This window comes from Streptomyces sp. bgisy159 (assembly GCF_057707805.1).
On sequence record NZ_JBYIQX010000045.1, the window covers coordinates 41,670 to 60,504 of the forward strand.

Here is an 18,835-nt window from a genome sequence, read left to right on the forward strand (position 1 = left end):
GATCCCCGACCTCGCGGTTCATGGCCCTGTGGTTCATGGCCCCGCGGTTCATGGCCCCGTGGTTCCGGGCTCCCCTGCGCCTGGCGTTCCGGGGCCCCGCCTTCTTGGAGTGCCGGTCCGCGGCGTTGGCCAGATCCACCCGGTGCACAGGCGTCGGTCACCTCAACTCCCTTGGCAACTGCCGGAGTTCACCTAGGGTGGTCCCGCGTTGATCATCAGAACTCATGGGAGGTCTTGCCGTGACGGACTCCACCGCTCCGGACGCCGCCGTTCCGGGAGGACGTGCCCGGATCGACACGTCCAAGCCTCACTCCGCGAGGTTCTGGAACTACTTCGTCGGCGGCAAGGACAACTACGAGGTCGACCGGGAGATCGGCGACCAGATCAAGGAGATCTTCCCCGGTCTGGTCGACGTCGCGGTGACCAGCCGGGACTTCCTCGGGCGGGTCGTACGCCATCTGGCAGGCGAGGCGGGCATCCGCCAGTTCCTGGACATCGGCACCGGCCTGCCGACCGCCGACAACACCCATGAGGTCGCCCAACGCGTCGCCCCGGACGCCCGGATCGTCTACGTCGACAACGACCCGGTGGTGCTGGCGCACGCCCACGCCTTGCTCACCAGCACCCGCGAGGGCCGGACCGCCTACCTCGACCAGAACCTCTACGATCCCGAGGGCATCCTGAAGGCCGCCGCCGGGACGCTGGACCTCTCCCAGCCGGTCGCCCTGATGATCCTCAACACCCTCGGCCACGTCGCCGAGTACGAGCAGGCACGGGACCTGGTCGGACGCCTGCTGGCGGGTCTGCCGTCAGGCAGTTACCTGGTCATCAGCGACGGCACCGCCACCAGCGAGGGCATCATCGCCGCCTCGGACGCCTACAACGCGAGCGGCGCGGTGCCGTACTACGTGCGCGGTGTCGAGGAGATCGCCGGGTTCTTCGAGGGGCTGGAGCTGGTGGAGCCGGGCGTGGTCCAGGTGACCGCGTGGCGCCCGGACCCCGCGGATTCGGCCAATCCCGGCCTCACCGTCGACGCGTACGGCGCCGTGGGCCGCAAGGCGTGACCGGGACGTGACCCGCCGCGCTGCCGGGCGCGGCGGGTCACGCCCGTCTCGGTCCGTCGCGTCAGGCCGACGAGCAGCTACTCGGCTTCCCCTGGTCACGGGCTCGTCGGCCGGGCCGGCTACCCGGAACCATCGGGCAGGGCTCGCCGGCCCGCGGTCCTGCTACCCGTCAGCCGGGCCAGGTGCCCGTCAGCCGCCGGGTGGCGGCGGCGCCGGCGCCGTCCACGGCCGCCTTGGTCACGGCGAAGATCGCACCCTGGACGGTGGCCGCCAGCAGGACCTCCCGCCAGGTGCGTTCCTCGTCGGTCGCGTCCGGGGCGTCCTCGTCGTGCCCCAGTACCTTCCAGGTCTGTTTGAAGGCCGCACCGGCCATCGCCCCGCTGGCGGCCCCCGCGGCCAGCCCGACGGGCTTGTAGGCGATCTTGCTCGCTCTCATCGGTGGTTCCCCTTGTGATGGCGGACTGCCAGGACGACGGCACCGCCCGCGGCCGTCCCCGCGAGCAGGGCGGTACGACGGCGCCGCATGGCCGACCGTGCCCGGTGCCCGCCCCGGGCGCGCACCGGCCCGGGCGTCGTACCCCGCTCGACGTGGCCGGAGCCGGAACCGGCGGCGGAGTCCCGGGCGCGCTCGGCCGGGTGGTGGACCGCTTCCGGCAGCTTCTGCCGCATCCGGTCGGCCGTGTGGTGGACGGACTCCGGCACCTTCCGGCGTACCCGGTCGGTCCCGTGCTGGACGGCTGCGGGCACCTTCCCGCGAACCCGGGCGGCGCGGGCACGGGCGCGCGCGGCGATGCGGTCGGCGGCATCACCGGCACGCGCCTTGGCGGCACCGGCCTTCTCCTGGGCGCGGGCCTTGACATCGGCCCGGGCGGCGAGTTCTTCCACGGTCCTGCCGAGGTCCTCGCGGGTCCGCTCGATCTGATCGCGCAGTTCCTCGGCGCTGGGCTTACGGGCAGGCGTCCCCTCGCTGCTCATCGATGTGCCCTTTCCTTGATCTCCGCAAGGTCAGCCTTGACGGTGTCGATGGTCTGTTCGGGCGTGGGCGGGTTGGCCCGGCGGACCTGCGACCTGCCCACGACGGCCAGCACGGCGGCGATCAGGAGCAGACCGCCGGCCGTGATCAGCCCCGCGGCCCACACCGGAAGCGGCAGGGACAGGGCGGCGATCGCGGCGGCCACCAGCGCCTGGAGTGCCAGGAAAGCGACCAGGCCGGCGCCACCGAACATGCCGCCGCCCAGCCCGAAGCGCTTGCTCTTCTGCGTCATCTCGGTCTGCGCCAGCCGCATCTCGGCCCGGACCAGTTCGGTCATCTGCCGGGAGGCCTGCTGCACCAGCTCGCCCACCGAGGCGTCGGCTGGAACGCTGTGCCGCGGTTGCGTGACGGTCATGTCGATTCTTCCTCTCCGGAGCAGGGCTGGTCGGCCGAGTACCCGGCAGGCGATGACTCTCACCAGAGACAGGTACCTTGACATAGGTATCCGCGGATACTTACCTTGGCGGACATGTCCCGACCCAGCGCACCCGGACCGGACGTCGACGAGGTGGCCGCCGGCCTCGTGGCATGGCTGCCCGCGCTGCACCGCGCCCTGGACCGTCGGGTCGGCCGGGACTGCCCGGCCGCGAAGCTGCCCGAGGCCCAGCTGGCGCTGTTGCGGCACGTCGAGGCACAGGCCGGGGTGACCGTGCGCCAGGCCGCCGACGCCCTGCTGATGAAGCCGAACAACGTCAGCGCGCTGGTCACCCAGCTCACCGGACAGGGACTGCTGGAACGACGGGGGGACCCCGCCGACAAGCGGATCGCGCACCTGCACCTCACCTCCGCCGCACGGCGACGGCTCGACGAGGCCGGACAGCTGGCGGGCACCCACCTCGGGCACGTCCTGCGCGCTCTGCCCGACCGTGAGCTGGACGCCCTCGGCGCCGCTCTGGGCGCGCTGCGCACCCTCACCGAGCAGCTGCGCCTCGACGCCCCCTGACAGGCGCGCCGGTTCCGCGGACACGTCGGGCCGGCACGCCCGGCAAGGGCTACGTCCCGAACGTCGGTCCCATGGCGCCGCCGCGGTCCCCGCCGCCGGTGCCCGCGCGAACGCCCCCGGCCGACGGGCGCCGGCGTACGGCGGCCCGGGTCAGTGCCGGGCGAACTGCACGCCGGTGCGCTGGACGACGTCCGGCCGCAGCGCCATACCGTCGATCACCAGCCGCTCCCCGTAGATGTCGGTGAGCCGGAGGGAGCCGCCGCAGCCCGCACCCTGCTCGGAGAGGAAGTAGTTGTACCCGGTGCGTGGCAGGGCCCGCCAGCCGGCGCCGGCGCGCACCTCCAGCCGGGCCAGCGGATTACGGTGGCCGAGCGCCTGGATGCCGCACCAGTACCGGCTGGAGCCGGTCTTGTAGCGGATCGAGAGCGGCTCGGAGGTGCTCGGGCTCAGCAGACTCCAGGTGACCGCGATCCGGCCGGTGACGGGATCGGCGAGCTTCGCGAACGCCTGTCGGCTGAGGTCCAGTTGGCCGGGCGCGCAGGGCAGCGGGCACTCGTTGGTGATCAGCACGGTGACGGTGGCGCCGTTCGCCGCGCGCACCAGCACATGCGCCCCGCACGCCTGGGCGGAGGCGTAGTCGGTGGTGTTCATGGCGGCGATCATGAGGTCGTCGCTGGGGCCGAAGGAGCATGCCCCGTTGCCGTCACCGGCGTCGTAGTGGGTGGCGACGCCCCGGTAGGTGGTGCCGGGGCGGATCCGTCCGGCCTGCGGGGCGGTGGCGGGGGCGGGCCGCCCGCCGTCCGCGGCCTCGGAGCGCGCGGACGAGGTGTCCGCCGTAGGGGTGGTGGTCGGGCTCGCCGTGGGCGACGGGGACGCGGACGCCGAGGGGGAGGACGGGAGGGGCTCGGGCCTGGTGCCCGTCGCCGTCGGCGTCGCCGTGCCGGAGGTCTGGGCTGGGACGAGCGCGCGCGGCGCGGCGGCAGCCGTGGCCGGGCCTGGCCCGGAACCGTCCCCGTCGCCGGGGCGAAGTACCAGGACGAGGGAGACGACGGCCGCGACGGCCGCCACGGCGACGGCGGATATGAGGAGGGGGTGCCGCCGGCGGGGGGCACGGCGGTGGGAACGGGACGCCACAGGTGAGTCCTTACGCGGTTCGGCCGGACATGGTGCGGATACGGGGCTCCCGCCACGAGGAGCCTTCGACTCGTCAGTGGCCGCGAAACCCGGAAAGGTTGCCGTGCACCCGGCGCGGCGGTGCACGACCACCGTCACCGAGCGCCGTCACGCCTGCGCGTGATGCCGCGCACACGCTTCGGGACGCATGGGGCGCACGTGTTAGCGTCCGGGCCGTGACCTCCCCGGTTCTGCACGCAACCCCCGCACTCGGGCCGCTCGACCTGTTCGGCGACGGCTTCGTGAGCGACCCCTATCCCTGGCTGGACACACTGCGCGCGCAGGCTCCGGTGCACCACGACCCCGGCACCGGGCTCTGGCTGGTCAGCCGGCACCGGGACATCCGCCGGGTGCTGCTGGACCCGGACGTCTTCCGCCCCGACAACGCCCAGCACGCGGTGACGCCCCTGCCGGTCGGGGTGCTGCGGGTGCTCGCCCGGTCGGGCTTCAAGCTGCCGCCGGCGCTGGCCAACAACGGCACCGCGAGCCATGCGGGGCTGCGCCGGGTCGTCACCAGGTTCTTCAACGCGCGGCGCGTCGCGGACGCCGTGCCGGTGATCGAGCGGATCGCCGGCGAACTGCTCGCCGCGGCGCGGGAACGCCTCCACGTCTCGGGCGGCGTCGACCTGTTCCCGTCCTTCGCCCAGGTGCTGCCCTGCCGGGTGCTGATGGAACTGCTCGGCATCGACGGTGTCTCCCCCGCCACGCTGATCCGGTGGAGCGATGCCTCCCTCGAACTGTTCTGGGGCCGGCCCTCACCCCAGCGCCAGCTCGAACTGGCGGAGCTGGTGGGCGAGTTCCACCAGTGGCTGACGCAGGTCGTGACCGACCGGACGCACTCCCCCGGCTCGTTCGTCGGTGCCCTGGCCGAGCACCGGCTGCCCGACGGCGAGCCGGTGGACGTGGCGACCGCGGTCGGCGCCTGCTTCTTCGTGTTCATCGCCGGGCAGTCCACCACCGGGCAGCTCATCGCCACCGTGCTGCGCCGGGCCCTCGCCGAGCCGGGCGTGTGGTCCCGGGCCGGGCGGGAGGACGGACTGGCCCGGGCGTGGGTGGAGGAGGTGCTGCGGCGCGAGCCGCCGGTGACCACCTGGCGCCGGGTCACCGCCCGGCCCGTCGAGCTGGGCGGGACACAGCTGCCGGGAGGTGCGCAGCTGCTGCTGATGCTGATGGGCAGTGGCTCGGACCCGGAGGTCTTCCCGGCGGCGGACCGCATGTGCCCGCACCGGGCCGAGATCCGGCAGCACCTGGCCTTCGGTGCCGGCCGACACCGCTGCCCCGGCGCGTCGCTGGCGCGCACGGAGGCGGCCGTGGCGCTCCGGGCGGCGGCCCGGGCGTTGCCCGCCGTGCGGCAGACCCCGGATGCCGCCGACGCGCCGGTGCTGGGACTGTTGTCCTTCCGCGCGCCGCTGCGGGTGCCCGTGGAGCCTGCCTGACGGGGGCCCGCCGGGGCGGCCGGGGACGGTCGGTCTGCCGGGGCGACCGGAGAACGTCGGCCTGCCGAAGGCAGCCGGAGACCGTCGGTCGCCGACGGCCCCCGGCTCCGTGGTGCGCGCCGGCCGGCTATCCGGCGTAGGTCTCGAACTCGGCGACCCGGGGGGTGCCGGACGAGCCGGTGATCTCAAAGGTGATCTTCTTCAGGGACGTGCGGGGGAAGGTGATGACACCGGCCCCGCTGCCGGAGGTGAGGGTGGCACCGGTGTCGTGGTTGACGACCCGCCACGAGCCGATGCGGCCCACGGCGCCCGCCGCCTCCCGGATGTTGATCTTGGAGACGCCGGTGGCGGAGCCCCACTTGATCGAGATGGCACCCGTGGAGCCGTCCGGTGACCAGTACGTGCCCATGTCACCGTCGCGTACGTTGCCGTAGCTCGTCCCGTCGGCCTTGCTGGAGCCGTCGGAGCCGGCGCCGATGCTGAGGTTGGTGCCGGTCGGTTGGCTGGGCTCGGGGCCGGGATCGGTGGGGGTGGGCGTCGGAGTGGGCGTCGAGCCGGTCGGGGTGGGCGTCGGCGTCTGCGGGGTGCAGTTGCCGTCCGAGACCCGCAGTCCCTTGCCGGCGCCGGCTGTCGCGCTCACCACGCTCGGCACGCAGTCGGCCGCGTCGAGACTGTACGAGTAGGGGACGCTCACCGTGGTGGTGGAGCGCACGTCGGGGCCCGCCGGGTGGTTCTCGGCGCCGGGCTCGGACCAGGTGACGTTGTCGAAGATGTTGCCGCTGACCTGCCAGTAGCCGGTCGCGTCGGTGTAGAAGGTGCCGAGGACGTCCTTGGAGTCCTCGAAGTAGTTGCTGTCCACCTTGGCGTGGGCGCCGGCCCGGGAGTTGATGCCGGACTTGTTCAGGTGGACGTAGTGGTTGTTGTACATGTGGGCCGTGGCGCCGCGCAGCAGGGGTGCCCGGGAGTCGATGTTCTCGTAGAGGTTGTGGTGGTACGTGATGTAGTTGTTGGACAGCTCCGTCTCACTGGAGCCGACGAGGCCGCCGCGGCCGGAGTTGCGCAGGATGCTGTAGGACAGGGTCACGTACCGCGTGTCGTCCTTCATGTCGAAGAGGCCGTCGTAGCCCTCCGACTCCCCGCCCGACGCCTCCAGGGTGGTGTGGTCGACCCAGACGTTGTGGACGTCGCTCTCCAGGCCGATGGCGTCACCGCCGTTGGAGGTGGGCGAGCCGGACTTCTTGACGTTCCGCACCGTCACGTTCTGGATGACGATGTTGCTGGACTCCCGGATGTGGATGCCCAGTTGGTCGAAGACGGCACCGCTGCCGACCCCGACGAGAGTGACGTTGCTGACCCTCTTCAGCTCGATCTTGTCGTCGGCGGTGTCGCAGCTGTCGCCCGAGACCTTGCTGGTGTTGGCATGGTTGATGGTGCCCTCGACCTGGATGGTGATCGGGGTGCTGCTGCTGGCCCGGTTGCACAGGGCCGCGTGGATCGCGGTGCCGGTGGTCGCCCGCACAGTGGTGCCGCCGGCACCGCCGGTGGTCCCGCCGTTCTGCGTCGCGTATCCGGTGACGCCACCGGTCGCGGCGGAAGCCTCCGACATGGACAGCGCCACGCCGGTCGCGCCGGCCAGGGCCATGGTGGCCAGCGCCGCACAGAGGCGCATGGTGACTGGTCGTCGTCTCATCCTCGTCTCCCCAATTCGTCCCGGAATCTCGGGTGGTGCGCCTCTCATGCCATGGGCATGACAGCAAGGCATCGAGGGTGCCGACCTGTCGTGAGCGGCTGGCGGTCGGGCCGGTTGCGGGTGCCGTCCTCGATGCGGTGCGTTCGCGGGTCGGTCGCGCGACGGTCGTGATGCGGTGCGCGACGGTCAACGCGTACGGCGCGACGGAAGCGCTTACGCGACCGACCCATGGAGCGGTGACACTTCGCCAGACACGCACCTCCACGTCTCGCGGCGCGCAGACGACCAGGTCAAGTCAGGTCTTGACTCACCTGGGAGGCACACCCGCAGTCGTGAGAGGTGCTGTGACGGTCGCTTTCACCCGACGGGTGACACCTCGCTGGGGAAAGCGCTTTCTAGCCTTGAGAATAGGGCTGAGCCGGTTCGGCTGGCAAGGCTCTTGCGCCGAGCGGCTCGGCCCGGGGGGAGGGCGCAGCGCTACCGGACTCCCCCGTCGGCCTCCTCGGTCGTCCAGGGCTCCTGGCTCTCCGAGGCTTCGGGGAAGCTCGCGAAGTAGGCCGCGACCATGTCCTCGTCCCCGTGCCCCTGCGCCGCCGCACGCTCCAGCCGTGCCGCGCTCGCGGCGGCCACGTCCAGGCGCAGGCCGTACTGCCGGCCCGCCTCGACGATGAGCCGGGCGTCCTTGGCGGCCGTCGCCACCGCGAACTGGGCCGGGGAGAGCCGGTCCTCCAGGACCAGGCTCGTCTTCGCCCGCAGGTACCCCATGTCGAGCGGGCCGCCGGCGACCGTGTCCAGGAAGCTCCGCGGGTCCACTTCGAGGGCACGGGCCAGGGCCAGCACCTCGCCCATGGCGTTGGTGGTGGCGATGACCCAGGTGTTGGCCACGAGCTTCAGCCGGGTGGCGCTGCCGGCCGCGCCGTCCTCGCCGGTCCACACGGTCCGGGCGCCGACCGCGTCGAAGATCGGGGTCACCGCTTCCCGGCCTGCCGCCGGCCCGGCCGCGAGGACGACCAGTCGGCCGCTCTCCGCGGGCTCGCGGGTGCCGAGCACGGGGGCGTCGTAGAAGAGCAGTTCGTGTTCCCGGGCGAAGGCCGCCAGGTCGGCGAGGGCTGCCGTCCCCGCGGTGGTGCACTGCGCCCAGGCGGTTCCCGGACGCAGGCCGGGAGCGGCCCGCCGCATGACGTCGAGGGCGGCCGGACCGTCGTGGAGCATGGTGAGGACGGTGTCGGCGCCCGCCACCGCTTCCTCGGGGGTGTCCACGACGAGCGCGCCGTCGGCGGCCAGCGGCGTGGCCTTGGCGGAGGTGCGGTTCCAGGCGCGCACGGTGTGCCCGGCGCGGAGGAGGTTGCGGGCCATCGCGGCGCCCATGATGCCGGTGCCCAGGACGCTCACGGTGAGCTGGTCGGTCATGTGTCGGCTTCCCTGTTCGTTCGTGGTCTTCGTTCGTGGTCTTCGTTCATGCGCTGACGACGGCGGTGAGGCCCGGGTGCCCGGTGGCGGCGGTGGCACGTGCGCCTGTGGGAATCGGGCGCTGTCGGCCCGGGGCGGGGTCGGGTCTGCTGGACGCTGAGACGGCTCACCCTGCGCCGCGGTCCGCGTCTCGACGGGACGCCGCGTCGGCAAGCCGGCCGCGACGGCGATCACGGCGGGCGCGTCGATCACGGCAGCCGGACCCCGCCGGCCACGGGGCCCGGTCGCCTTCCCCCGGTGACGCGCAACGCCTCCCGACCGTGTGGACCGGTCGGCGGGCGCGTACGGTGGCCCGCCGCGAGTCCGGCTCGGCGGCCCGGTCGCGTGCTAGCGCCGCCTTGTGCGGCCGGTCCGGCGGAGACCGGGTCTGCCGCCGCAGGTGCACTCGGTTGCCGGGCCGGCGGGTCGGCGGCGGGCCTGTCGGGCGTCGCAGGGTTCGGGTGCCGGGGTTTCGGGTGCGGGGTTGGGGGCGGACGTGCCGAAGCAGCGATCCTCGAAGGTGTCCATCACGAGGATGAACACCAGCATCAGTGCGGGGAAGAGCAGTGCCATCACGACGAAGACCATGGCTGCCTCCCGGGCCGGCGAGCGGTCGGACCCTTGTCCTCATCGTCACAGGCCCCTCGCCCGCAGCAAGGCGAACCCGCGCCGGGCAGCCCGCCCGGGACTCCCCCGGCACCCTGCGGCCAGCGGCGGAGGACCGGTCGTTCGCCCACCCGCCACTAGCCCGGCCGGGTGAATCGGCGGCGTCCGTGCCTGCCACGCCACCGGTCACCGCAGCGGGGTGGCGGGCCGGCGAACGCGGCGGCCGTCAGTGGATCTCCGCCACGAACGCCCCCTCGGCGCCGAAGGCGAACCGGGCGAAGCGCTCCCCGATGCGCCGGTGGGCGGCGGGGTCCGGGTGCAGGGCGTCGGGCAGCGGCAGCTCGGCGTGGTCGGGCTCCCCGTAGAGGTCGAGGCCGTCGAGGTGGTGCAGGTACGGATCCGCGGTGGCACGTTCCCGGACGATGCGGGCCAGCTCGCTGCGGATCACGGTCAGCGTGAGCTTCCCGGCGGCGGTCTCGTCGGGGTCGCCGAGGGCGACGAAACGCAGGCGTCCCTCGCTCATCGCGCCCAGATCCGGGGCGCTGGGACCGGGCGTGTCCTCGTGGATGGCGCAGTGGAGCGGGGAGACCACGAGCAGCGGGGCGGTGGGGTGCCCTTCACGGATGGTGTCGAGGAAGCCGTGGACGGCGGGGCCGAAGGCGCGCAGCCGCATCACGTCGGCGTTGACCACGTTGATGCCGATCTTGACGCTGATCAGGTCGGCCGGGGTGTCGCGTATGGCGCGTGCGGTGAACGGGTCGAGCAGCGCACTGCCCGCGAACCCCAGGTTGATCAGCTCCACCCCGCCCAGGGAGGCGGCGACGGCCGGCCAGGTCCCGGTGGGACCGGCGGCGCTGGACCCGTGGCTGATGGAGCTGCCGTGGTGCAGCCAGATCCTGCTGCCGTCGTCCGGACGGGGAGCCACGGGGGCGTCGGTGCGCAGGGCGACCAGTCGGGTGGTCTCGTCGTGCGGCAGCCAGATCTCGACGTCCTTCTCCTTTCGGGCCAGGCCGGTGAAGCGCACGGTCCGGACGGGCCCGGGCCGGCATTCGGCGCTCCCGGAGGCCAGGTCGACGGTGAGGGTGTCGCCCTCGGTCACGCCGGCCCGGCCCGCGACCCGCCCGTCGACGAGCAGTTCGTACACCCCGTCGGGGCGGGCCGGGGCTCCGGGGTAGACGCGCTTGGTGGCCAGGACGTCCAGCTCGACAGCGGTGGCCCGGGTGCGCAGGACGAGCCGCACTCCCGAGGGCTGCGACTCCGCCATGGCCAGCTGGTCGTCGGGGATCTGCCGCCGGGCGCCCGGCGGCAGCCGGTGGGGCAGCAGGCCCCGTTCGGTGCGCTCCAGGTCCAGTGCGCCGCGCAGGAGGTCGGCGGTGATGGGGGTGGTGATCCAGTCGGGCTCGGCGTTCATGTCTTCGGTCTCTTCGATCTCTCGTGCCGTTCAGGCCGTGGTGAGCCGCTCAGGCTCCGTAGTAGTCCGCTCAGGCCGGTAGCTGGTCCGCGCAGGAGGTAGTCCGCTCAGGCCGGTAGTCGGTCCGCGCGGGAGGTAGTCCGCTCAGGCCGTGGTGGGCCAGGTGCGCAGCAGACCGTCGAGCGCGGTCAGGATCTCGGTCCAGCTCTCCTGCGCGTCGGGGGCGCTGTGGCTGAAGCCCCCTGCCGCCTCCAGGGCGACGAATCCGCCGAAGACGCTGCCGAGCAGCCGTACGGCGTGCGTCTGGTGCGGCTCGGCCAGGTGATAGCCGCGCAGGAGTGCCCGCGTCATCTGCGCGTGCCGTACCCCGGCACTGGCGGCCGCCGTCTCCGGGTCCAGCCGGAAGCGGGCGGCGGCGAAGCGCCCCGGGTGCTGGAGGGCGTAGTCCCGGTAGGCGTCGGCGAAGGCGGTCAGCGCCTCCCGGCCGGCGCGGCCGGCCACGGCGTTCGAGACCCGGTCGGCCAGTTCCTCCAGTGCCCGCAAGGCGATCCTGGTCTTGAGGTCGTGGGCGCTCTTCACGTGCGAGTACAGGCTCGCCGTCCTGACGCCGAGTCGCCGCGCGAGCTCGGCGGGGGTCACGCCCTCGAAGCCGATCTCGTCGGCCAGGTCCGCCCCCGCCAGCACCAGGCGCTCCGTGGTCAGTCCGATCCTGGCCATCCTCACCTCCTTGTGTCCCACAACAGTCTGCCATAAGCGAGTAGCCAACTGCCTAATTGGATTAGGTAACGCCTTGTCGGGAGGCTCGGAGAGCCCGGCTGGCGGGTCCTGGACGACCTCACCGGCGGCTCGGACGACGCGGAGCCCGACCTGGGGGCGCAGCGCCGGCTGGCGCGGCGGCTGGTGGCGCTGCAGTCCGCCCACGAGATCGCCGAGGAGCGGGTCGTCTGGCGGCCGTGCGCCGGCTGTGCGAGGACGGGGAGGCGCTGGTGGAGACGGCGCTGGCGCAGGAGCACGAGGCCAAGCGGGCCCTGAACGAGCTGGCCCGTGTCTCGCCCGGCGGGCAGGAGTTCACCGAGTGCGTGAACACGGTGGCCGGGCTGGACCGGGGCCACTTCAGCTACGAGGAGACGCAGATCTGGCCCCGCCTGGACGACCGGCTCACGGCGCGGGACGCGGCGCTGCTGGCACGCCGGTGGGAGACCGTCCGCAGGCGGGCCCCGACCCGGCCGCATCCCCATCTGCCCGCCCGGAGGTCCTCGGCACGGTGGGCGGGGCGGCCGCCGTCCTGGACCGCGCCAGGGACCGGATCCCGGGACGGTGACGACCCGGCCGGGCCCGTGGGCGTCAGGGGGGCAGGGAGTCACTCGGTGGCGCGCAGCCGTTCGGCGTTCAGGGCGTCCACCGCCGCCCGTGCGCTGCCGACGGTGACGTAGTCGACCGCGATGAAGTTGACCGGCCGGCCGCGCTCCTGCTCGCACCGGTGGGCACGGTCGAGGATCCGTTCGCGGGAGTTGACCACGCCGGCGCCCAGTCGCCTTCCGCCGCCCGCGGTGACGAAGTGGTTGAGCAGGAACAGCCGCTTGTCCGTGCCGCCCCGGTTCGGCAGGCAGGTCATGGTGTCGGGGCTGTGGACGGCGAACGGGGTCTCCATGCCGTAGCGGTAGAAGTTGCGGTACCAGGGCGCGGGGCCGTCCGCCTTCTCGGCGAAGACGACCAGCCGACGGCCGCTGTCGATCATCGTGCCGAGCCTGGGCCACGGCTTGTCCGGGTCGTCGTCGGGTTCGAACAGCAGGTCCGTCAGCCCGGCCTGCGCGAAGGCGCGCGCGGTCTCGTACGGTCCGATGCCGTCCTGGATGATGAGGGTGACGACCTCCGTGGGGTGGGTCCGCAGCCATTCCCCGATCCGGTGCAGCGTGGGCACCAGCTCGATGGCGCCGGCGCCGCACGCGGAGTGGCACAGCCACCACCCCGGCCGGGGAGGGTTCGCGCGGGCCAGGGCCCGGGTGAGCTGGGCGCGCAGGGCCGGTGAGAAGTCGGAGTCGCTGAGCCGGTCGGCGAGTTCCTCGGGCGTCTCCCAGTGGTGGGTGTCGAGCAGCAGGGTCCGCACCCCGGCGTTCAGCTGGCCTACGACGTCCGGGTCCTGGAGGGGGCCGATGAACCGGTCCGCCGTGGTGGCCATCGCGTTGTGCGACGCCAGCTGGGCGATCTCGTCGTACCGGGCCTGGCACAGCCGGGCGCTGCCCTGGCAGACCCGCGGGGCGGCCCCGGCGAGCGTCACCGGGGCGAGGTTCATGCCGGTGAGGGCGATCGCGGAGGCGAGGGCGGTCAGGGCCAGCCCCCGGCGGTTCTCGGCCCGGACCGCCACCCGGGGCCGGGTCTGCCACACCCAGCTCACGGTGACCAGCAGCGCTCCCGCGGCCAGCAGACTCAGCGCGACCACGCTCGCGATGGTCAGCACCCGGTTCACCGCCGTCACCTGGAGGTCCTCGGCCAGCCGTGCGACCGAGGGGGACCACGACCCGGGTGAGACGAGCAGTCCGTCGCCGCCGATCGCCAGCCGCAGCAGGAGCACCTCCACGGCGGTCAGGCAGGCCGTGGCGGTCAGGGCCCAGCCCAGCGGCATCAGCCGCTGGGCGAGGGGTCGGGGCGGGAAGAGGCGGGTGGGGAGCCACAGCAGCAGGATCAGCGAGGCCGCACCGAGTCCGGCCGCCGCCGGCTCCACCACCTCACCGAGGTACCGGGTGACGGCCCGGGTCCGCTCCACCGGGGCGAGGACGTCACCGGCCGGGTCGAGGTCGGCGGTGATGACCCAGGTGCCCCCGCCGGCCTCCCGGAACAGGTCGACGGCGGCCGTGCGGGTGCGGTCCGAGAGGGCGACCGGGGCGACGGTGGCGAGGGCGGAGGCCACGTCGCCGTCGTCGAGGGCGCTCTCCACCTCCGGCCGCAGCCGCGTCCGTTCGTCCTGCGGCACCAGCCGCAGCAGAGCGGTGGTGGCCGCCACGGCCTGGTCGTCGGACAGTGCCAGGGTCGGCAGTCCCTCGTCCGGGACCTTCCCGGCGACCAGGGCGGAGGCGGCCCGGGCCAGCCGGTCGACGAACGCCTCGAAGTCGGGCTCGGACCGCTGCTGCACCGAGGCGACGGCGTCGGCGAAGTAGATCCGGCTGAGCGTCTCGACGTTGTCCACGAGGGGCTGGAGGTCGATGGTCAGCAGCAGCCTGTCCCGGTCGCCCGCCAGGTAGCGGACCATCTCGGCGATCTGCCGCTCGGTCATCGCCCGCAGCGTCTCCGGGGGGATCACGACCTTGACGTTCGCCGTCACCGTGGACCGGGTCACGGGCAGCCGGCCCAGCAGGTCGTCGGTGAGGCGGGCGTTGTGCGGGTCGACCAGCACCTCGTCGTAGAACCGCTTGTAGGCGTGCTCGTCGTCGAGGACGCTCCCGTAGAAGCCGGGACTGAGCACGGTGGCCCGCGCGACGGCCGACGCGGCGAGCGCGGTCAGGCTCAGCACCGCCACGGCCCAGGCCAGCGGGCCCAGCCACCGCAAGGGGTGGGCCGGTGGTCCGGATGCCCGGTCGTCTTCGGCCATGGCCTGCGTCTTCCCTGTCTTCGCCCGGGAAATCCGCCCGTTCCCGCGACATCCTCTGACTGCGGTATGCCCCGCTTCGGCCCGGATCAGCCCGAGCCGGCCGAAGACGTCGCAGCAGCACGCCAGGAGTTCGGGCGGGACCGGCGCCGGCCGGGGCGGCGGGCCTCCCTCACACCACCGGACGAACAGACCTACCGGACGGTATGCTCGGGGTGCCCGCGCCCGCTCCGGGGGCGCCGACTCCTGTGAAGGGGGTGTTCCGTGGCCGTCGACCCCACGGGCGCCGATCTCAAGCGCCTGCTCGCCGAGGACCCCGGTGGACCGGTGGTCATGCTCAACCTGCTGCGTTTCGCGCCGGACGGGCGTGCCTCGTACCAGGAGTACGCCCGGCACCTGGAGCAGACCTTCCTGCCGCGGTACGGCGGGCAGGTGCTGTACGCCGGCTCCGGGGACAGCGCGCTCGTCGCGGAGGACGGCCAGGCCTGGGACGCGGTGATCCTGGTGCGCTATCCCAGCCGGGAGGCGTTCAGCCGGATGGTGGCCGATCCCGAGTACCGGGCCGTCACCGAGCTGCGCACCCGCGCGCTCACGGAGGCCGTCCTGCAGCCCACGACGCAGTGGCGGCCGAGCGGCCCGCCCGCGTAGCGTCCGTCTGCCGGGGCCCGCCGGCCCCGGCACGCCTGTCACCCGAGGGGCGCCGTTTGCGCGGGCGGGCACGGGTGACTCAGCCCGGTGTGGACGAGCCGCGCGTGAGATGCACCGCTCTCGCGAATCGCCTCCTGCGCCTGCTGCGCCGCGCGGGCGGCCGACTCGTCGCGCACCCTCTGGTCCGGCGCGGCCGTGACCTGGAGCTGATGCACCGGGCCCTCGGCTTCGCCACCCTGGCACTGGTCACGCTGGCGCCGTTGCTGATCGTGGTGGCGGCCGCCGACCCCCTGGGCCGCGGTGGCTTCGCCCTCTGGCTGGCGGACGGCATGGGGGTGTCCGGGAAGTCGGCGCGGGCCCTGGCCGGGGTCATCACCCCGCCGCGCGATCTGGTCGGCACGACCGGTGTCTGGGGTTTCGTCGCCCTGGCGATCTTCGGTGTGGGGCTGAGCGCCGCCGTGCAGAACGGCTACGAGCGGATCTGGAACCTGCCGCCCGGGCCGTGGCACGGTGTCTGGCGGCAGGCCACCTGGCTGGCGGTGCTGACCGGGTACCTGTACCAGGAGGTGCAGACCCGCGGTGTGCTGGACGGTCCGCAGCGCATCACCCTCTCGACGACCACGGGTGTCCTGTTCTTCTGGTGGGGCCAGCGGTTCCTGCTGGGCGGCCAGGTCCGCTGGCGCCGGCTGCTGCCCGGGGCGATCGCCACCATGGTCGGTCTGGTGGGGCTGCGGGGATTCTCCTACCTGGTCTTCACCCCGCTCCTCATCGACAACGCGATCGCCTACGGCGCGGTCGGCATCGTGCTCGTCGTGGAGTCGTGGCTGATCGGCGTGGGGTTCGTGGTCTTCGGCGGTGCGCTCTTCGGGCGCTGGCTGTCCGAACACCACCTCCACCGGCACGAGGAGCGCTGAGACCGCCGGCGGCGGGGCGGTCCCGGGCTCCGGAAGCCGGTCAGTCCCCGGCGGGGGGTTCTCCGCAGACGGGCTGCGCCCCGTCGTACGCCCGGGCGGCACCGCACAGGGCGGCCGCCGGGCGGATCGGGACGCCGTTGGCGCGCAGCACCTCGCGAACCTCCAGGATCAGCGGGAAGACCTCGTGGTTGCGGTCCTCGCCCTGCTCGTCCCAGGCCCGCTGCTCGGCCTCCACGGCCATGCGGTCCTCGGCGAAGACCCGCTCGGTGAACCGCCTGATGAGCGGCCAGGCCAGCTGGAGGACACCGGGAATCCGGGGCTTCTCGATCATGAGCAGGCCGTAGGCGTGGCAGGCGCGCTGCTCGGCGTCCTCGGGCACGTAGGCGGTCCACAGCCGGAACGCCGGGCGTTCGGCGTCCTGCGGCACCAGGTCGAGTGTCTGGTACGGGTACTCGGTGCGGATGGTCATCACATCGCGCGAGTCGTTCCCGCCCAGGCCCTCGCCGGCCAGCAGGCTCGCCCCGCGGTTGTGCTTGCCGCCCGCGTGGGTGAACAGGTACCGCGCCTCCACCGACTGCGCCTGCGTCCGGTGTCCCAGCAGTTCGGGGTGGAGCCTGCCCACGACGCCCCGGTGCAGGAACTGGTGGTTCATGTCGAGGAGGTTCTCGTGCATGAACGAGTAGTGGCAGCGCACGGTGCGGTCGAACGTCATCGTCCGGTACGCCGGTGAGTGGAACGCCGGCAGGTGCGGCAGCGGAGTGCCGGCGGCTCTCTCCGGCGCTCCGGGGAAGACGAACACCAGGCCGTACGCCTCGCGCACCGGGTACCCGCGCACGCCGCGGGGCGGTCGCCCGTCCCCCTTGGACAGGTACGGGATCTGCGAGATGCGGCCGTCGCCCCGGTAGGCCCACGCGTGGTAGCAGCAGCGCAGGGTGTCACCCTCCACCACGCCCATGCTCAGCGGCACCTGCCGGTGTGCGCACCGGTCCTCCAGCGCGTGGACGGCACCGCTCGCGCCGCGGTAGAGGGCGATGCGCTCCCCCGCGAACGCCGTCGCGACCACCCGCCCCCTGCGGACCCGCCGGGACAGCGCGACCGGGTACCAGTAGTCGGGGTTCGCCCCCACGCGTCGCAGGTCGGCGGTGCCGAAGCTCGGGGCGTGGCGGTCCCGGCCGGCGGGGCCGGCGCTCGCGTGCCCCTCGGGTTCGGTCTGGGTCATGCTTCTCCCTTCCACGGGGACGCCGTCACGGACGGTCACGCGTCGGGCCGGGCATCGGTGTGGCGAACGGAGCCTTGAGGGCTTCTCCCCCATCCTGGCCGCCTTCGGGGCCCGGAGTCCTGCGCAGCGCGCTCAGAGGGGTGAGTCTGCCGCCGCGCGCGGCCGGTGCCCCTCACGCGGAGTCACATCGCGCGGCCCCGCCAGGTGGTCGACGAGCTCAGCCAGGACGTGACCCGGCTGATGTCCGCGGAGGTGACGATCCCCACCAGGCGGCCGTCCTCCAGTACGAGGGCGCGGTGTGCGGCGTCCGCCTGCAACTCGGGCACGAGGCGGGCCAGCGGGTCGTCGGGCCGGGCGGTCGGCAGGTCGGCGATCGGTGTCATGACGCGGGCGACGGCGGTGGACGTCCGTTCCGCCCCGGGAACGGCGTCTGCGGCCTTCAGGGTCACCAGTCCCACCACGGTGCCCGCTCCGTCCCGGGTGCCCTCGGCGGTCCGCGCGGTGTTCCCGGCCTCCGCGGCCCCTGCGGTGTCCGCGTCCAGGACGGGGAACGCGGAGTGCCGGTAGCGGTAGCGCGGGTCGGTGAGGAACTCGGCGACCGTGGTCGCGGCCGGGACGGTCACCGGATCGGCGGACATGGCGTCCCTGACGGGGATGCCGCCCAGCACCTCGCGCAGCCGGGCCTGACCGCCTTCGGCCGTGGCCACCGCGGTGACGAACCAGCCGATGACCACCAGCCAGATGCCGCTGAAGACATCGCCGAGCAGCACGAGGTACAGGCCGGTGCCGACCAGCACCCAGCCCAGCAGGCGCCCCGCGGCCGTGGCCACGGTGGTGGCCCGCAGCAGACTCCCGGTCTTCCACCAGACGGCCGCCCGCAGCAGGCGGCCGCCGTCGAGCGGCGCCGCGGGCAGGGCGTTGAAGACGGCGAGGACGATGTTGATCCCCGCGAGCCAGGCCAGCGCGCCCACGGCGAGACCGCCCTCGGTGAACAGCGCCAGCAGCCCGGCCGCCAGGGCGAACAGCGCCCCCAGCACCAGGCTCACCAGGGGGCCCACGCCGGCGATGCGCAGTTCCGCGCCGGGGGTGGACGCCTCGCTCCGCAGCCGGGCGAGCCCGCCGAGGAGCCAGAGGGTGATGTCCTCGACGACCACTCCGTTGCGGCGGGCCACCAGGGCGTGGCTGATCTCGTGCGCCAGCAGCGACAGCAGGAAGAGCACCGCGGTGACCGCCGAGGCGAACCAGTACTGCCAGGTCGGCCGGTCCGGATAGGCGTCGCGCAGGCCCCCCTCGGCGAGCCCGACCAGGATGAGGACGAAGACGAGCAGGACACTCCAGTGCATCCCCACCCGGATGCCCGCCACACGGCCCGGCGAGAACGTCGCCCGCACACCGGCCACCTCCTCCCGGCCAGCGGGACACGAGGCTCGACGGAGCAGCGGGTGCGCCACCCGCGGCTCCCTTCGCGTTCGACCGACTACCCGGAATCGGGCCCCGCACTCGGGCGGGGTTCCTTCGTCACGGACGTCCGCGGCCGGTGATGCGGTCGCGCAGGCGGTCCCACGGGCCGGCGACCCTCGCCATCAGCTTGGTGCCGGTCGCGGAGCGCGGCGCCGCCGGACGGGGCCGGGTGGGGGCGAGAGGCCGGGTCTCCCGTGCCTTCGGC

The 18,835-nt window shown here is 73.5% G+C and carries 17 protein-coding genes; 6 read left to right on the forward strand and 11 right to left on the reverse strand.

The features are described from left to right. The first annotated feature begins 239 nt into the window (after nt 1-239). Entirely contained in the window at nt 240-1,064 is an 825-nt protein-coding gene (locus AC3ET3_RS30230; RefSeq protein WP_432138161.1) for an SAM-dependent methyltransferase, read from the forward strand. Nucleotides 1,065-1,233: 169 nt separating this feature from the next. Here the strand turns inward: AC3ET3_RS30230 and AC3ET3_RS30235 are convergent, their stop codons facing one another. From AC3ET3_RS30235 to AC3ET3_RS30245, 3 genes are read right to left on the reverse strand one after another with little or no spacing between them, the layout of a single operon-like run. Then, nucleotides 1,234-1,500: a DUF4235 domain-containing protein gene (locus tag AC3ET3_RS30235; RefSeq protein WP_432138160.1), complete on the reverse strand. Its 267-nt coding sequence runs from the start codon at nt 1,498-1,500 to the stop codon at nt 1,234-1,236. After that, nucleotides 1,497-2,039, reverse strand: coding sequence for a DUF3618 domain-containing protein (locus AC3ET3_RS30240; RefSeq protein ID WP_432138159.1), 543 nt, complete (start codon nt 2,037-2,039; stop codon nt 1,497-1,499). The genes AC3ET3_RS30235 and AC3ET3_RS30240 overlap by 4 nt, the downstream gene beginning before the upstream one ends. Next, nucleotides 2,036-2,452: a phage holin family protein gene (locus AC3ET3_RS30245; RefSeq protein ID WP_432138158.1), complete on the reverse strand. Its 417-nt coding sequence runs from the start codon at nt 2,450-2,452 to the stop codon at nt 2,036-2,038. Before AC3ET3_RS30245 ends, AC3ET3_RS30240 begins: the two co-directional genes overlap by 4 nt. Before the next feature lie 114 nt (nt 2,453-2,566). Between AC3ET3_RS30245 and AC3ET3_RS30250 the strand changes: the two genes are divergently transcribed. Further along, nucleotides 2,567-3,040, forward strand: a complete 474-nt coding sequence (locus AC3ET3_RS30250) for a MarR family winged helix-turn-helix transcriptional regulator (RefSeq protein ID WP_432138157.1) — start codon at nt 2,567-2,569, stop codon at nt 3,038-3,040. A 150-nt stretch (nt 3,041-3,190) separates the two neighbouring features. Here the strand turns inward: AC3ET3_RS30250 and AC3ET3_RS30255 are convergent, their stop codons facing one another. Then, the gene (locus tag AC3ET3_RS30255; protein WP_432138156.1) at nt 3,191-4,174 is read right to left on the reverse strand and encodes an expansin EXLX1 family cellulose-binding protein; all 984 of its coding nucleotides are present in this window, start codon (nt 4,172-4,174) and stop codon (nt 3,191-3,193) included. Between the two features lie 215 nt (nt 4,175-4,389). Here AC3ET3_RS30255 and AC3ET3_RS30260 point away from each other — a divergent pair, with 215 nt between their 5' ends. Further along, nucleotides 4,390-5,649 (forward strand): cytochrome P450, encoded by a 1,260-nt coding sequence (locus AC3ET3_RS30260; RefSeq protein ID WP_432138155.1) that lies wholly within the window; start codon nt 4,390-4,392, stop codon nt 5,647-5,649. A 127-nt stretch (nt 5,650-5,776) separates the two neighbouring features. On the opposite strand, the gene AC3ET3_RS30265 is transcribed toward AC3ET3_RS30260, so the two are convergent. The 4 genes from AC3ET3_RS30265 to AC3ET3_RS30280 form a co-directional block, all read right to left on the reverse strand. Then, the gene (locus AC3ET3_RS30265) at nt 5,777-7,339 is read right to left on the reverse strand and encodes a pectate lyase family protein (protein WP_432138154.1); all 1,563 of its coding nucleotides are present in this window, start codon (nt 7,337-7,339) and stop codon (nt 5,777-5,779) included. Between the two features lie 477 nt (nt 7,340-7,816). Next, nucleotides 7,817-8,749 carry an NAD(P)-dependent oxidoreductase gene (locus AC3ET3_RS30270; protein WP_432138153.1) on the reverse strand — a complete coding sequence of 311 codons (933 nt, stop codon included), beginning with the start codon at nt 8,747-8,749 and terminating at the stop codon, nt 7,817-7,819. An 871-nt stretch (nt 8,750-9,620) separates the two neighbouring features. Then, complete coding sequence (locus AC3ET3_RS30275; RefSeq protein WP_435613246.1) at nt 9,621-10,805, reverse strand: GDSL-type esterase/lipase family protein; 1,185 nt, start codon at nt 10,803-10,805, stop codon at nt 9,621-9,623. 144 nt (nt 10,806-10,949) lie between these two features. Next, on the reverse strand, nt 10,950-11,522 hold the full coding sequence (locus tag AC3ET3_RS30280) for a TetR/AcrR family transcriptional regulator (protein WP_432138150.1): 573 nt from the start codon (nt 11,520-11,522) through the stop codon (nt 10,950-10,952). Between the two features lie 236 nt (nt 11,523-11,758). On the opposite strand from AC3ET3_RS30280, the gene AC3ET3_RS30285 reads away from it, so the two are divergent. Then, nucleotides 11,759-12,238 carry a hypothetical protein gene (locus tag AC3ET3_RS30285; RefSeq protein ID WP_435613247.1) on the forward strand — a complete coding sequence of 160 codons (480 nt, stop codon included), beginning with the start codon at nt 11,759-11,761 and terminating at the stop codon, nt 12,236-12,238. On the opposite strand, the gene AC3ET3_RS30290 is transcribed toward AC3ET3_RS30285, so the two are convergent. After that, nucleotides 12,166-14,391, reverse strand: coding sequence for a phosphoinositide-specific phospholipase C-related protein (locus AC3ET3_RS30290; RefSeq protein ID WP_435613248.1), 2,226 nt, complete (start codon nt 14,389-14,391; stop codon nt 12,166-12,168). The genes AC3ET3_RS30285 and AC3ET3_RS30290 overlap by 73 nt on opposite strands. Nucleotides 14,392-14,652: 261 nt before the next feature. Here AC3ET3_RS30290 and AC3ET3_RS30295 point away from each other — a divergent pair, with 261 nt between their 5' ends. Both AC3ET3_RS30295 and AC3ET3_RS30300 read left to right on the forward strand, forming a co-directional pair. Then, nucleotides 14,653-15,036: a DUF1330 domain-containing protein gene (locus AC3ET3_RS30295; RefSeq protein WP_432138147.1), complete on the forward strand. Its 384-nt coding sequence runs from the start codon at nt 14,653-14,655 to the stop codon at nt 15,034-15,036. A 104-nt stretch (nt 15,037-15,140) separates the two neighbouring features. After that, on the forward strand, nt 15,141-15,950 hold the full coding sequence (locus tag AC3ET3_RS30300) for a ribonuclease BN (RefSeq protein ID WP_432138146.1): 810 nt from the start codon (nt 15,141-15,143) through the stop codon (nt 15,948-15,950). Nucleotides 15,951-15,990: 40 nt separating this feature from the next. Here the strand turns inward: AC3ET3_RS30300 and AC3ET3_RS30305 are convergent, their stop codons facing one another. Further along, entirely contained in the window at nt 15,991-17,169 is a 1,179-nt protein-coding gene (locus AC3ET3_RS30305) for a Rieske 2Fe-2S domain-containing protein (protein ID WP_432155280.1), read from the reverse strand. A gap of 182 nt (nt 17,170-17,351) precedes the next feature. Then, nucleotides 17,352-18,560 carry a site-2 protease family protein gene (locus AC3ET3_RS30310; RefSeq protein WP_432155281.1) on the reverse strand — a complete coding sequence of 403 codons (1,209 nt, stop codon included), beginning with the start codon at nt 18,558-18,560 and terminating at the stop codon, nt 17,352-17,354. Between the last annotated feature and the right edge of the window lie 275 nt (nt 18,561-18,835).

Excerpts from the sequence above, each read along its gene's own strand:
- AC3ET3_RS30235 (WP_432138160.1), bottom strand. The coding sequence starts at position 1,500 with ATGAGAGCGAGCAAGATCGCCTACAAGCCCGTCGGGCTGGCCGCGGGG.
- AC3ET3_RS30240 (WP_432138159.1), bottom strand. The coding sequence starts at position 2,039 with ATGAGCAGCGAGGGGACGCCTGCCCGTAAGCCCAGCGCCGAGGAACTG.
- AC3ET3_RS30245 (WP_432138158.1), bottom strand. The coding sequence starts at position 2,452 with ATGACCGTCACGCAACCGCGGCACAGCGTTCCAGCCGACGCCTCGGTG.
- AC3ET3_RS30250 (WP_432138157.1), top strand. The coding sequence starts at position 2,567 with ATGTCCCGACCCAGCGCACCCGGACCGGACGTCGACGAGGTGGCCGCC.
- AC3ET3_RS30265 (WP_432138154.1), bottom strand. The coding sequence starts at position 7,339 with ATGAGACGACGACCAGTCACCATGCGCCTCTGTGCGGCGCTGGCCACC.
- AC3ET3_RS30270 (WP_432138153.1), bottom strand. The coding sequence starts at position 8,749 with ATGACCGACCAGCTCACCGTGAGCGTCCTGGGCACCGGCATCATGGGC.
- AC3ET3_RS30275 (WP_435613246.1), bottom strand. The coding sequence starts at position 10,805 with ATGAACGCCGAGCCCGACTGGATCACCACCCCCATCACCGCCGACCTC.
- AC3ET3_RS30280 (WP_432138150.1), bottom strand. The coding sequence starts at position 11,522 with ATGGCCAGGATCGGACTGACCACGGAGCGCCTGGTGCTGGCGGGGGCG.
- AC3ET3_RS30290 (WP_435613248.1), bottom strand. The coding sequence starts at position 14,391 with ATGGCCGAAGACGACCGGGCATCCGGACCACCGGCCCACCCCTTGCGG.
- AC3ET3_RS30305 (WP_432155280.1), bottom strand. The coding sequence starts at position 17,169 with ATGACCCAGACCGAACCCGAGGGGCACGCGAGCGCCGGCCCCGCCGGC.